This window comes from Pseudoxanthomonas sp. LjRoot125 (assembly GCF_964252705.1).
Classification (GTDB): Bacteria; Pseudomonadota; Gammaproteobacteria; order Xanthomonadales; family Xanthomonadaceae; genus Pseudoxanthomonas_A.
The window spans coordinates 3,109,946-3,123,839 of the sequence record NZ_CAXUOY020000001.1; the positions used below are offsets into that span (position 1 = coordinate 3,109,946).

At 66.9% G+C, this 13,894-nt stretch carries 12 protein-coding genes; 3 read left to right on the plus strand and 9 right to left on the minus strand.

From position 1 onward, the window contains the following. Positions 1-31: 31 nt before the first annotated feature. Positions 32-1,693, minus strand: coding sequence for a CTP synthase (locus tag ACSION_RS14580; protein WP_093487078.1), 1,662 nt, complete (start codon positions 1,691-1,693; stop codon positions 32-34). A 137-nt stretch (positions 1,694-1,830) separates the two neighbouring features. Then, positions 1,831-2,082 carry a hypothetical protein gene (locus tag ACSION_RS14585; RefSeq protein WP_435306484.1) on the minus strand — a complete coding sequence of 84 codons (252 nt, stop codon included), beginning with the start codon at positions 2,080-2,082 and terminating at the stop codon, positions 1,831-1,833. Between the two features lie 164 nt (positions 2,083-2,246). On the opposite strand from ACSION_RS14585, the gene ACSION_RS14590 reads away from it, so the two are divergent. Together ACSION_RS14590 and parE are read left to right on the plus strand one after the other, a co-directional pair. Continuing rightward, positions 2,247-2,963: a hypothetical protein gene (locus ACSION_RS14590; protein ID WP_435306485.1), complete on the plus strand. Its 717-nt coding sequence runs from the start codon at positions 2,247-2,249 to the stop codon at positions 2,961-2,963. A 15-nt stretch (positions 2,964-2,978) separates the two neighbouring features. Continuing rightward, on the plus strand, positions 2,979-4,868 hold the full coding sequence (gene parE, locus ACSION_RS14595; protein ID WP_435306486.1) for a DNA topoisomerase IV subunit B: 1,890 nt from the start codon (positions 2,979-2,981) through the stop codon (positions 4,866-4,868). 57 nt (positions 4,869-4,925) lie between these two features. On the opposite strand, the gene ACSION_RS14600 is transcribed toward parE, so the two are convergent. Next, positions 4,926-6,266 carry a hypothetical protein gene (locus tag ACSION_RS14600; RefSeq protein WP_435306487.1) on the minus strand — a complete coding sequence of 447 codons (1,341 nt, stop codon included), beginning with the start codon at positions 6,264-6,266 and terminating at the stop codon, positions 4,926-4,928. Between the two features lie 124 nt (positions 6,267-6,390). Between ACSION_RS14600 and ACSION_RS14605 the strand changes: the two genes are divergently transcribed. Beyond that, positions 6,391-7,533, plus strand: coding sequence for a carboxylate-amine ligase (locus tag ACSION_RS14605; RefSeq protein ID WP_435306488.1), 1,143 nt, complete (start codon positions 6,391-6,393; stop codon positions 7,531-7,533). A gap of 10 nt (positions 7,534-7,543) precedes the next feature. Here the strand turns inward: ACSION_RS14605 and ACSION_RS14610 are convergent, their stop codons facing one another. The 6 genes from ACSION_RS14610 to ACSION_RS14635 all read right to left on the minus strand — a co-directional run bounded on the left by ACSION_RS14610 (position 7,544) and on the right by ACSION_RS14635 (position 13,813). Continuing rightward, positions 7,544-8,410 (minus strand): DMT family transporter, encoded by an 867-nt coding sequence (locus tag ACSION_RS14610; RefSeq protein ID WP_435306722.1) that lies wholly within the window; start codon positions 8,408-8,410, stop codon positions 7,544-7,546. 127 nt (positions 8,411-8,537) lie between these two features. After that, positions 8,538-9,314 (minus strand): N-formylglutamate deformylase, encoded by a 777-nt coding sequence (gene hutG, locus ACSION_RS14615; protein ID WP_435306489.1) that lies wholly within the window; start codon positions 9,312-9,314, stop codon positions 8,538-8,540. 35 nt (positions 9,315-9,349) lie between these two features. After that, positions 9,350-10,705 (minus strand): glutathione-disulfide reductase, encoded by a 1,356-nt coding sequence (gene gorA, locus ACSION_RS14620; RefSeq protein WP_435306490.1) that lies wholly within the window; start codon positions 10,703-10,705, stop codon positions 9,350-9,352. Then, positions 10,702-11,952, minus strand: coding sequence for an NAD(P)/FAD-dependent oxidoreductase (locus tag ACSION_RS14625; protein WP_435306491.1), 1,251 nt, complete (start codon positions 11,950-11,952; stop codon positions 10,702-10,704). The genes gorA and ACSION_RS14625 overlap by 4 nt, the downstream gene beginning before the upstream one ends. 19 nt (positions 11,953-11,971) lie before the next feature. Then, entirely contained in the window at positions 11,972-13,219 is a 1,248-nt protein-coding gene (locus tag ACSION_RS14630; protein ID WP_435306492.1) for a DUF418 domain-containing protein, read from the minus strand. A gap of 114 nt (positions 13,220-13,333) precedes the next feature. Continuing rightward, complete coding sequence (locus ACSION_RS14635; RefSeq protein ID WP_093487098.1) at positions 13,334-13,813, minus strand: FKBP-type peptidyl-prolyl cis-trans isomerase; 480 nt, start codon at positions 13,811-13,813, stop codon at positions 13,334-13,336. Positions 13,814-13,894: the final 81 nt, after the last annotated feature.

Here is a 13,894-nt window from a genome sequence, read left to right on the forward strand (position 1 = left end):
AGGCGCCGCGAGCGGCGCCGGTGCAGGACAGTTATGCGCGCGCTTCCTTCAACAGCTTCCCGCCCGCCTTCTTCTCGCGGGCGGCGCGGATGAAGCCGACGAACAGCGGATGGCCGTCGCGCGGCGTGGACAGGAATTCCGGATGCGCCTGGCAAGCCAGGAACCACGGATGCACGGCGCGCGGGAGCTCCACCATCTCGACCAGCAGGTCGTCCATCGACTTGGCGGCGATCACCAGGCCGGCGTCTTCCAACTGGGTGCGGTACCGGTTGTTGAATTCGTAACGATGGCGATGACGCTCGGCCACAACGTCCTTGCCGTACAGGTCGCGCGCCAGCGTGCCGGGCTTCAGGCGCTGCTCCTGCAGGCCCAGGCGCATCGTGCCGCCCAGGTCGGAGCGCTCATCGCGCTTCTCGACATCACCGGCGGCGGTGCGCCATTCGGTGATCAGACCGATGACCGGATGCGGCGACTGCTTGTCGTTCTCGGTGCTGTTGGCGTCGTCCAGGCCGGCCACGTGGCGGGCATAGTCGACGACCGCCGCCTGCATGCCGTAACAGATGCCGAAGTAAGGCAGTTTCTGCTCGCGCGCGAAGCGCGAGGTCAGCACCTTGCCTTCGAAACCGCGGTCGCCGAAGCCGCCGGGCACCAGGATGCCGTCCACGCCCTGCAGCAGGGCCATGTCGGTGCCTTCCAGATCCTGCGCTTCGATCCACTTCAGGTTGACGCGCGTGCGCTGGCGCAAACCGCCGTGCTTGAGCGCCTCGCCCACGGACTTGTACGCGTCCTGGTGGTCGACGTACTTGCCGACGACGGCGATGGTCACTTCGTCCAGTGGATTGAGCGTGGCGTCGACCGCGGCTTCCCACTCGGACAGGTCCGCGGACTTCGCGTTCTCGATGCGGAACTGGCGCAGGACGATTTCGTCCAGGCCCTGGCCGTGCAAGCCCATCGGAATGCGGTACAGCACGTCGACGTCCGGCACGCTGATCACGGCGCGCTCGGGCACGTTGGTGAACAGCGAGATCTTGCGGCGCTCGGAATCGGGAATGGGCTGCTCGGACCGGCACAGCAGCACGTCGGGCTGGATACCGATCGAACGCAGTTCCTTCACCGAGTGCTGGGTGGGCTTGGTCTTCAGCTCGCCGGCGGCCGCCACGTACGGCACCAGCGTCAGGTGCATGAAGAGGGCCTTCTCGGGGCCGCGCTCGGTGCGGATCTGGCGGATGGCTTCCAGAAACGGCAGCGACTCGATATCGCCCACCGTGCCGCCGATTTCCACCAGCGCCACGTCGAAGCCTTCGGTGGCTTCGTCGATGCAGCGGCGGATCTCGTCGGTGATGTGCGGGATCACCTGCACCGTGGCACCCAGGTAGTCGCCACGGCGCTCCTTGCGGATCACGTTCTCGTAGATCCGGCCGGTGGTGACCGAGTTCTTGCGGCTCAGGCGGGTGCGCACGAAGCGCTCGTAGTGGCCCAGGTCCAGGTCGGTTTCGGCACCGTCGTCGGTGACGTACACCTCACCGTGCTGGAACGGGCTCATGGTGCCCGGGTCGACGTTGATGTACGGGTCCAGCTTCATCATCGTGACCTTCAGGCCACGTGCTTCAAGGATGGACGCAAGCGAAGCGGCGGCGATGCCCTTGCCTAGCGAGGACACAACGCCGCCGGTAACGAAAATCAGGGGAGTCATGGGCGGGGCTCCGGAAAGCCATAGTCTACAGGCAACGCGTGTCGCCCGAAAGCGCGACGCCCCGCCGGAGCGGGGCGCCTTGGATCGTCAGATGGGCGCGAAACCCTTGCTTTGCAAGGGTTTCGGAGCGGAACAGATCAGGGCTTGCGCTCTTCTTCTTCCTCGCCGGCCTTCTTCTGCTGGCCATCGGCGGCCTTGCGCTTGGCGGCGGCCTCGTTGGCCGCGCGGCGACGCGCCTTGGCTTCCGGATCGGACGGATCACTGGTCTGGGACTGGTCCTGCTTCGGCTTGTCGGCGTCGGCGCCCGCCTTGGACTGGGCGAACGCATGGACGGCGAACAGCGTGCCGGCGACGGCGGCGGAGAGCAGCAACAGGTTGCGCGACTTCATGGCAAAGGCTCCTCGTGGCTGGTGGGAATCTGGGGGCGCCGGACGGCAATCCCAAGGGCATCCCTGTCCACGCGCGCAGTGTCAGCCCGTGCGACTGAACATGGCAAAAATCCGGGTCAGGCGGCACACTGCCGCACCCGTCCAGCCCCGACAGAGGAAGTCGAATGCGTTTCCCGCTCCGCCTGCTCGCCGCCCTTTTGACCGCCTTCGTTCTGGCGTTCCCCACGACGACGTGGGCGCAACGCGTCCCGCTTCCACCGAAGGACATCCGGCTGGACCAACTGGCCCGGGACACCCAGCGCACCGACATCAGCGATGACACTCTGGAGCTGGTGTGGCTGATCCCGCAGCGGTACTGGGAAGCCTCCGCGGCCCAGCAGCCCACGCTGTCCGACGAGGACCGCAACCGCTTCCTCGGCCAGCTCGACGGTTACCTGTTGCTCGCCTCCGTACGTGGCGAGGTCGGCATCGCGGGCATCGACCAGTTCGCCAGTGCGGATGTCGTGCGCGATGGCCTGCGGATCGTCGACGCCGCCGGCACGTCGCATGCACCGCTCGCACCCGAGCAGGTTCCCGCGCCCTTGAAGAACTTGCTGTCGGTGCTGCGCCCGGTGATGGCCAACATGATCGGCCCGATGGGCGACAACATGCATTTCGTCGTGTTCGCGTCGCGCGATGCGAAAGGCAGGCCGTTGTTCGACCCCTTGTCCGAAGGGCGCATCCAGGTGATTACCAGCCGGCGCGCGTACCCGTTCCGTACGCCGCTGGGCAGCGTCCTGCCCCCGCGCCTGGACGCCTCCACGGGCGAGAGCTTCCCCGGCGACTATCACTACAATCCCTATACCGGCGGCGCCCTGAAGGACGTCGCCCAGCCTCACTGAGAACCCGTAGAACCCATGAGCAGCCGCTACAACGCCGCCGATATCGAAGTCCTGTCCGGCCTGGACCCCGTCAAGCGCCGGCCGGGCATGTACACCGACACCGCGCGCCCCAACCATCTGGCGCAGGAAGTCATCGACAACGCCGTGGACGAAGCGTTGGCCGGCCATGCCGGCAGCATCGAGGTCACCCTCTTCAAGGACGGCAGCTGCGAAGTGTCCGACGACGGTCGCGGCATGCCCGTGGACATCCATCCGGAAGAAAAGATCCCGGGCGTCGAACTGATCCTCACCCGCCTGCATGCCGGCGGCAAGTTCAGCAACAAGAACTACACCTTTTCCGGTGGCCTGCATGGCGTGGGCGTGAGCGTGGTGAACGCGCTGTCGACGCTGGTGGAAGTGCACATCAAGCGTGAAGGCAGCGAACACCGCATCACCTTCCGCAATGGCGACCGCGCCACGCCGCTGGAAGTGGTGGGCAGCGTCGGCAAGAAGAACACCGGCACGCGCGTGCGCTTCTGGGCCGATCCGAAGTACTTCGACACGCCGAAGTTCAACGTGCGGGCGCTTCGCCACCTGTTGCGCGCCAAGGCCGTGCTGTGCCCCGGCCTGAACGTCACCTTGTTCGACGAGGCCACCGGCGAGCGCGACACCTGGCATTACGAAGACGGCCTGCGCGATTACCTGAAGGGCGAGATGACCGGCCGCGAGCTGCTGCCGCCGGACCTCTTCGTCGGCCAGTTGAAGAAGGACAGCGAGGTCGTGGATTGGGCCGTGGCCTGGGTGCCCGATGGCGAGCTGGTGCAGGAAAGCTACGTCAACCTGATCCCGACCGCGCAGCACGGCACCCACGTCAACGGCCTGCGCAGCGGCCTGACCGACGCGCTGCGCGAGTTCTGCGACTTCCGCAACCTGTTGCCGCGCGGCGTGAAGCTCGCGCCGGAAGACGTGTGGGACCGTGTGGCGTTCGTGTTGTCGTTGAAGATGACCGATCCGCAATTCAGCGGGCAGACCAAGGAGCGCCTGTCGTCGCGCCAGGCCGCCGGCTTCATCGAAGGCGCCGCGCACGATGCTTTCAGCCTGTGGTTGAACCAGCACGTGGACCTGGGCGAGAAGATCGCGCAGATCGCCATCGAGCGCGCCAGCGCGCGCCTGAAAACCGAAAAGCAGGTCGTCCGCAAGAAGGTCACCCAAGGCCCTGCCCTGCCCGGCAAGCTGGCCGACTGCATCAGCCAGGACCTCTCGCGCACGGAACTGTTCCTGGTGGAAGGCGACTCGGCCGGCGGCTCGGCCAAGCAGGCGCGCGACAAGGATTTCCAGGCGATCCTGCCGCTGCGCGGCAAGATCCTGAACACCTGGGAAGTCGCGTCCGGCAGCGTGCTCGCGTCGCAGGAAGTGCACGACCTGGCCGTGGCGATCGGGTGCGACCCCGGCAAGGACGACATCAGCGGGCTGCGCTACGGCAAGGTCGTCATCCTGGCCGATGCGGACTCCGACGGCCTGCACATCGCCACGCTGCTGAGTGCGCTGTTCCTGCGCCACTTCCCCGCCCTGGTCGCGGCCGGCCATGTCTTCGTCGCGATGCCGCCGCTGTTCCGCGTGGACGTGGGCAAGCAGGTGTTCTACGCGCTGGACGAAGAAGAGAAGCGATTGCTGCTGGAAAAGATCGAGCGCGAGAAGATCCGCGGCGCGGTCAACGTCACCCGCTTCAAGGGCCTGGGTGAAATGAACCCCTCGCAGTTGCGCGAATCCACCATCCATCCGGACACACGCCGCCTGGTGCAGCTGACCGTGGACGACGATCTGCAGACCCGCGGTCTGATGGACATGCTGCTGGCGAAGAAGCGTTCGGGTGATCGCAAGACGTGGCTGGAGACCAAGGGCGACCTGGCTTCGCTGGAAGCCTGACCGGGTCCTTTGGGCGCGCCGTGCCTCCGGTCTTACTGCTGGCGCGGCCTGCAGTGCCTACCAAGCATCGGTGCGGATGTTCGCGACCAGCGTATCCAGCGCTTCGGGAAATGCCGCGACATGCGGCAATCGAATCCGGTAGACGAGACGACCGTCCGCGGCCTCCTCGCGCGTCCATCTCCCTGCTCCGGCGCCCTCTGCGATCTCTACGCGCAGGATCGTGGCCGCTTCTTCCGGCATTTGGTCCGCGGGCGCCTCGCTGACGACCGTCATCGCGCGCACCCGCAGCCGTTCGCGTAGCGCACGCTGTAGCTGGCCCGCCACGTCGCGCCCCTGGGAGGTGACGAGGACCAGGTGCTGCAGCAGTACCTCCGGATTGCGGCGAGCGTCCGGCAACGCCCGGTCGAACGCGGCAGCCCATCCGGCCATCAGCGCATCGTCCATAGGCGCATTGGCGTCCAGGCGCGCATAGATGGCAGGCGCAATGGCGCGTGCGTAGGCATCGATGACGGCATCGTCGTACCAGGCCGCGCTGTCATCGTGACCCGCCATGCGCCGGTAGGCCCATCCATTGCCCACCGCCGTCGCCAGGGCTTCGTTGAGCCAGGCTTCGGCGTAGCGCCGGTTGGGCGACGGCGCGTCGCGGAAGGCGGCGCGGATGCGTTCCACCTGCGGGAGCGGCTGGCGCCCGAACAGGACATGGGCCACCTCATGCACCACGACGCTCGCGTAGCCCGTGTAGTCGCGGCTGTCCACCGGCATGAAGCTGCGTACCACGTGCCCATTCACCGTCGCGCTGAACGAGCCGCCCCCGACCGGAACGGGTGACAGGCCGATGGTCCAAGGCACGTCGGCGGCACCCGGCAGACCGTAGAACCTCGCGGCCGCGGCAAGCAACGTGTCCACCCTGTGCTCCTGAAGATGGTCGCGCATGCCATCCGCCATCGCGGACGCCTGGCCTGCCAAACCTCCTTCCACCTTTTCGACATACCAGGGTTCGACGGCCGCCAGCGCATCCATGACGATCTTCTGCTCTTCGGGTGCGTAATCCTCGGCGATGCGTTGCTGGAACGTCTTCAGATCCGGGGAGAGGACGGCTTCATCCTGGAGCCTCCACCAGGGCGACGACCACCGGCCGTAACCGCGCGGTCGTTCTTCCGAGGAACGGAAGTCCCGCCACCTGTCCATCCCGCAGAAGCGGTGCAGACGATCCGCATCGGCGGCGCTCGGCGGCGCCACGTCTGCGAGCGCCTTCTGCAGGGCTGGCGACCCTTCGTCGCCTCCGCAGTAGGACAGTGCAAGATCGAGCAGGCCTTGCAGCCTGTTGATCCGGACATCCAACGAGGCCTGCGCTACCGAAGGGCCCGACGCGAGCATCAGCAAAAGGAATACCAGCACAGCAGCGCAACGGATCATCGAACGCCCGGTCGGAGAGAATGACGTACAGGAGATGCACGGATCGCCCAAAGGGTCGCAGCGCGGCTGAACATCGCGTTCACCGAGTCGGTGCGATAACCCCGGCATGGCTTCGAAATCCGGGCCCTCCCGTCATCCCTATACGTTCGGTCTCGAGGAAGAATATTTCCTCGTGCGCCGCAACGGGCGTCGGTTGCGGCACATGCCGCGGCGGTTCTTCGCCGAATGCCGCGCAACACTGGGCGAGCGTTTCGGCAGCGAGATGCTGCAGACCCAGGTCGAAGTCCAGACCGGCGTGCACGACGACACGGGCGCCGCCGAAGCCGACCTGCGTGCGCTGCGCCGCACCGTCGGCGATATCGCGCACCGGCATGGACTCGGCATCCTGTCGGCCGGCACGCATCCTTCGGCGCAATGGCGCGGGCAACGCAGCACCGACAAGCCCCACTACGACAAGGTGATGGGCGAACTGCAGATGCTCGGCCAGCGCAACCTGCTGTGCGGCTTGCATGTGCATGTGCAACCGGCCGAACCCGCAGATCGCGTCGCGCTGATGGCGCGCATCCAACCGTTTCTGCCGTTGTTGCTCGCACTCAGCACGTCATCGCCCTTCTGGATGGGTCACGCCACCGGCCTGATGGGGTATCGGCAGACCGCCTACCAGGAGATCCCGCGCACGGGATTGCCACCGCTGTTCCGCGAACAGGCCGAGTACGATCACTACGTCCAGCGCATGACCGATGGTCGCGCGATCCAGGATGCAAGCTTCCTCTGGTGGGCGCTGCGACCGTCGCTCGCCTTTCCCACCCTGGAACTCCGTGTCACCGACGCCTGCACCGATCTGTGCGATGCGTTGGCCATCGCGCAGCTGTATCGCTGCCTGGTGCGGCATCTCGATCGCAGGCCCGAACTGTACGCCGACCTGCATGCAGGCGATCAGGCGATCGTCGCGGAGAATCTGTGGCGCGCGCAGCGTTACGGATTCGATGCCGGCCTGATCGACCTGGGCAGCCGCCGCCTCGTGTCGGTGCGCGAGATGCTGGAAAACACCCTGGAAGCGCTGGACGAGGACATCCGCGTACTGGACTGCATGCGCCAGGTCGAGCGCGTGTGGCAGATCCTCGAGGACGGCACCAGCGCACACGGGCAGCTGCAGCGTTACCGGGAGCGACGCGACGCGGGCGACAGCCACGCGGAAGCGCTGTCCCACGTGGTGCAATGGCTGGCGGACGCCACTGCCATCGCCTAGGCGCGCATGATCAACGGACGACCGTCTTCTGCTTGGACACCACGAACACGCCCGCCATCACCAGCACGGTGCCGGCGACCTGCCACGGCCCCATGGGCTCGCCCAACAGCAACAGGCTCAGGATGATGGTTGAGACCGGCCCGATCATCCCCACCTGCGCGGCCAGCGCAGACCCGATGCGCGCAACCGCCATCATCACCGCCAGCACCGGCAGCACGGTGCACAAGGTCCCGTTCACCAGCGAAAGCGCGTAGACCTCCCATGGCAACGCCAGCGCTTCCATCGGCCGTAGCAGGACGAATTGCAGCAGGCACAGCACGCTGGCCACGCTGCTCGCATAGGCCGTCAGGCGCACCGCACCCACGCGCTGTACCAGTTCTCCGCTGCCCACCAGATAAAGCGCATACGCCAGCGCGCTGCCGAACACCAGCAAGCTGCCCAGCGCGATGTTGGCGCCGCCCACCTGCAGGTCATGGCCGAAGGCGAGCGCCACGCCGAGGTAACTCACGAGCAGCGCGACGGCCTGGCGCCGCGAGATGCGCCGGCCGAACGCCAGCCAGCCGATCAGCGCCACCAGGGTCGGGGTGAGGTAGAGGATCAGCCGTTCCAGGGTGGCGGTGATGTACGCCAACCCGGCGAAATCCAGGAAGCTGGCGAGGTAGTAACCGAGGAAACCGAGCAGCAGGATCCGCCCGCGATCTGCCGTACTCAGCGGCGAACTGCGTCGTGCGGCCCACGCGCCCATCGCGAGGAAAAACGGGAAAGCCACCAGCATCCGCAGCGCCAGCAGCGTGACCGCATCGGTGCCGTAGCGATAGCCGAGCTTGACGATGATGGCCTTGCCCGAGAACGCGATGGCGCCCATCGCCGCGAGCATCAGCCCGGAACGGCTCACGGCATGCAAGGCCGGATGCGCCGGTGGCGCATCGATCGCCTCGGCCGGCGCCACGTCCAGCGGCTGCGCCAGTTCGTCCTCTGCGCCGGGACGGGTCATCGGCGCGGGATCATGCCAGCGTGCATTCCAGCAGCCGCCGGATCAGCGACTGGGTACCACGGGCGCGCTCGGGCAGGTAGGCGAAGCTGTCCTCGTCCATGTAGTTCAGCTGCGCCAGTTCCAGTTGCACGGCTTGCACCTGCTGCGCCGGATCGGCGTAGTGACGGGTGATGTAGCCACCGCGGAACCGGCCGTTGACCACGAAGCTGTAGTCCGACTGCGACGCGAGGATGCCTTCGAGTGCCTGCTGCAAGGCGGGTGAACAGCTCGCCCCTGCCGCCGTGCCGAGGTTGAAATCCGGCAGCCGTCCTTCGAACAGGAAGGGCACTTCGCTGCGGATGGAGTGGCCTTCCCACAACACTACGCGACCATGCGCCTCGCGGATGCGGGCGAGTTCCTGCTGCAACGCCTGGTGGTAGGGCCGCCAGTAGGTGTCGACGCGCGCGGCGATGTCGTCCGGCGTAGGCGCCTGGTCCGGCAGGTACACGGGGTCACCGCTGAAGCGCACGATGGGACACAAGCCGGTGGTGTTCTGTCCTGGATACAGCGAGACATCGTCTTCCGGGCGGTTGAGGTCGACCACGTAACGCGAGTACGCCGGCACGATGATCGATGCGCCCAACGAGCGCGCAAAGTCGTACAGCTCGGCGACATGCCAGTCGGTGTCCGGCACGCGTCGCGCTTCGGGTGTCAGGCGTGCGGCGATGTCGTCGGGAACGCGCGTCCCGTTGTGCGGCAGGCTGATGAACAGCGGCGCAGTGCCCTGGTGCAGCGTGTAGGTGTCCATGGCGCCATTGTATCGCCGCGCCCCGCGCCGTGGATTCAGCGCATCAGCACCACTTCCTCGGCGCTGGTGGGATGGATGGCCACCGTGTCGTGCAGGTCCGCGAGGGTGATGCCTTTCTTGAGCGCGACGGCGAACCCCTGCAGCATTTCGTCGGCGCCCTCACCCAACAGATGGATGCCGACCACCCGCTGCTCCTCACCCACGCAGACCAGTTTGAACAGGCTGCGCTGCGGCGAATCGGCCAGCGCGTGCAGCATGGGTCGGAAACGCGTGGTGTAGGTCTTCACGCTGTCTCCGTGCGCAGCGCGGGCCTCGTCCTCGGTCTGTCCTACCTTGCCTGCGGGCGGGTGCGAAAAGACGACGGTCGCGATGTCGCGATAATCCAGCCGGGCATCGGGCTGCCCACCGAACACCCGATCCATCAACCGTCGCGCGGCTGCGATAGCCACCGGCGTCAACGCCGCCTGGCCGGTCACGTCGCCCACCGCATGGATGCCAGTTATGTTCGTGCCCTGCCAGGCGTCCACCGGCACGAAACCCCGCGCATCGGTCTTCACGCCCGCGGCCTCCAGCCCCATGTCGCCGGTATTCGGACGGCGGCCGGTGGCGAAGATCAACCCGTCGAAGCGCTCGCTGCGCGTGCCATCTTCCGCCAGCACGATCACGCCGCCGTCGCGCGCTTCCTCCAGCGCCGCCACCGCATAACCGAAGTGCAGGCGCACGCCATGCTGGCGCATGTCATCGGCCAGCTCCGCGGTGATCTGCGCGTCGAAGCCGTCGAGCAGCTTCTGGCTTCGCACGAACAGCTCCACCTGGCTGCCCAGTGCCTGCAGCACGCCAGCCAGTTCGACCGCCACGTAACCTCCGCCAACGATGGCCACGCGCTGCGGTGCGGCGCACAGGTTGAAGAAGTCGTCCGACACCTGCCCCAGCGCCGCGCCCGGGATGTCCGGTCGCGAGGGCCGACCACCGGTGGCGATCAACAGGTGCTCCGCGCGCAGCGGCACGCCGTCCGCGTTCACCACGGTGTGCGCGTCGAGCAATCGCCCGTGGCAGGGCATCAGCACCACGCCGCTTTCATCCAGCCGCTTGCGGTAGCTGGCATGGATGCCGGCGATGTAGCGCTGGCGATGGACGATGAATTCCTTCCAGTCGAGCACCGGCGGCGGCACGTCGAAGCCGAGCGACGATGCCAGCGCGATCTTCTGGGCCATATCAGCCGCCAGCCACATCGCCTTCTTCGGTACGCAGCCAACGTTGACGCAGGTGCCGCCCAGTTCCTTCGGTTCCAGCAAGGCCACCCGCGCACCGTGCGAGGCCGCGCGGAACGCGCCGGCGAGTCCGCCGGAGCCGCCGCCGATCACGACAAGATCGAATTCCTGTGGCGTCATGCGAATCGCTCCGGTCGGTAGGGGGTGGGATCGAAGGCCGGTGTACGGCCGGTGATCATGTCGGCCATCAGCTGGCCGGTGGCCGTGCTCATGCTGATGCCCAGCATGCCGTGGCCCGCGGCGATCCAGACGCCGCGCTGGCCGGGCGCGCGGCCAAGCAATGGCAGATCGTCCCAGGTCATCGGACGCCAGCCGCACCAGCGCTCACGGACGTCCGGCCCAACGGGCTCGCGGAGGAACTCGCGCGCGCCCCGCTCCAGCGCGGCGAGGCGGGTCGGGTTGAGACTGTCGTCGTGGCCGGAGAACTCCATCGTGCTACCGAGCCGGAAACCGCTCTCCCACACGGTGACGCACACCGAGCGATCCTTCAGCACCATCGGATGGCGGGGCACCCGCGTGGGTCGCGAGTAGGTGATCGAGTAGCCCTTGCCGGGCTGGATGGGCGCGCGGATACCGAGCCGCCGCGCGAACGCAGGCGTCCAGGCGCCCAGTGCGATCACCGCGTCGCGTCCTTCCCGCGGCCCCTGCTCCGTGGTCACCCGAACACCTTCGCTCGCCTGTTCGAGCCGCTCCACCCGACAGTGCTCGTCGATGACGCCGCCATGGGCACGCACCGCGCGCGCGAGTTCGGCCACGTAGCGGTCCGGGCGCAGGCGGGCATCGCCCGGGAACCGGATGGCGCCCGCCACGCCCGGCAACATCGCGGGCTCCTCGCGCTCGTAGTCGCGCCCACCGAACACCTGCGTGGCGATGCCGAATTCCTTCAGCACCACGCTTTCGTCCACGTATTGCTGGAATTTGCGCGGGTCGCGGAAGACGTAATCAAGACCTTCTTCCTCGAACTCGCACTGCAAGCCGTAGCGACCGACCCACTCGGCCAGTCGCGTACGCGCATCATTGAGCAATGCAGCGCGTGCTTGCGTGCTCTCCCGCCAGTCGCGCGTATTGCAGCGCATCGCGAAGCGCAACAGCCAGTGCCACAACGCCGGATCGACGCGCGGCTTGAGATACAGCGGCGCATCGGGCGTGAACATCCAGCGCAGCGCCTGCGCCACCACGCCAGGCGCCGCGAGCGGCGGCGCGTGGCTGGGCGTGATGGTGCCGCAATTGCCATGCGAAGCGCCTCCGCCAGCGGGGCCCGCATCGATGACGCGCACGCTGCGGCCGGCTTCCAGCAACGCCAGGGCGGTCGCCAGGCCGATGGCACCGCCACCGATGATGAGGACGTCGTCGCGGGGGGAATTCACCCCGACAGTGTAGTCGCAATCACGCGGCGCGAAGGCGCAGCGGCTGCCACTGGGCGTAGGTCAGCGAGCGCCATGCCCATTCCATCGGTCCGAACCGGAAGCGCGACAGCCAGGCATGGCTGAGCAGCACCTGCACACTGAAGAAGGCCAGGGCGAACAGCGGGTGCCAGGCGCGCGGCAACTGTTCGAAATAACCCAGCCCATAGCCGTAGAAGATCCACGTGCACACCAGCGACTGCATCAGGTAATTGGTAAGGGCCATCCGGCCCGCAGGTGCCAGCACCGAGAACGCGCGCTCGCCCATCGGGCTCTGCAACGCTTTCACGATCCACGCCAGGTACCCCAGGCACATCAGCAGGTTGGCCATCATCTGCAGGGCGAATGCGGTGGACACGCGCAGGTTGAAGGTCGTCGGATCCATTGTCGGCGACAGCGCCACCGAGCCGAGCATGGCCACCAATCCGAGCGGCAACGCCACCCAGCGCAGCACGGCGTAGAGACGCGGAAACTCGAGCGGGCGGGCAATGGCGCCGCTGCGGACGAACCACGCGCCCAGCAGGAACAGGCCGAAGGCGATGAACCCGAACATCGTGATGTTGCTCAGCGCCATGCCGGTACTCTTCAGGCGCTGCCATGTCGCATCGGCGTAGCTGCCACTGGCGTAAGCGGCCCGCTCGTTGTCGACCAGCGCCTGCATCTGCGCACCGATCTCGCCCATCGCCTTGTCCCAGCCTTCGGTGCCGCCGAGCAGCGAACCCATCGCACCCATCAGGTACATGAAGCCGATCGGCATGACGTAGGCGCCCAGCCCGAACCACACGTACCAGCGGTACGGCAATGGCCGGAACGCCAGCAGCAGGAACGAGCACAGGGCGTACATCATCAGGATGTCGCCCGCCCAAATGAAGATCGCGTGCACCAGCCCGATCGCCAGCAGGACAAGTCCGCGGCGCCAGTAGATGCCGGCGAACGGGCGGCCTGCCTGCTCGGCGCGCTGCGACATCACCGCGAATCCCATGCCGAACAACAACGAGAACAACGTGTAGAACTTGCCCTGCACGAGTATGTAGATCAGCAGGTCGACGATGCGGTCCGCTCCGGTCAGCGTCGGATCCACGCCGCTCGCCGAGGCCATCACCGGGCCCACGAATCCTTCGAGATTCATCAACAGGATGCCCAGCAGCGCGAAGCCGCGCAGCACGTCCATCGCCTCGATGCGCTCCGCCATCCCGACCGGTGCCAAGTTTTCCGTGATCGTCGCCGTCATTCCATTCCCCCCTGGATCGAAGCCGCGATTAGAACATGCCCGACTCACCGCCCTGCGCGCCCAAAAAAAACGGCCCGCGTGCGCGGGCCGTTCGATGGACGTGTCGGGCGCGGCTCAGTGGTGGTGGCCACCGTCGCCGTGCACGTGGCCGTGCTCGAGTTCTTCGGCACTGGCTTCACGCACTTCGACGATCTCCACGTCGAAGTGCAGGTCCTTGCCCGCCATCGGGTGGTTGAGGTCGACGTCGACCACGCTCATGCCCACCTTCTCGATGGTGACGGCGCGCGGGCCGAAGTTGGTCTGCAGCACGACCTGCTGGCCGGGGATCAGGCGCTGGTTGCCGAAGTGCTTCTTGGGCACGCGCTGGGTCAGGCCGTCGCGACGCTCGCCATAGGCATCGGCCGCGGCGACATCGACGCCGAAGCTCTCGCCGGCTTCACGGTCCTGCATCGCGTTCTCGAGGCCCGGGATGATGTTGCCATGGCCGATGAGGATCGCCAGCGGCTCGCGGTCCTTCGAGGTTTCGATCGGCTCCTGGCCGGCTTCGGACACGGTGTAATGGAAACGGACGACGCTGTCTTTTGCGATTTTCATGCGGGACTCTGGGCGGGGCCTGCCGGCCGGCAGGACAGGAGCGGCTTGTCGGCCGCGAGGGAATGCGGCGAAGATGCGCCG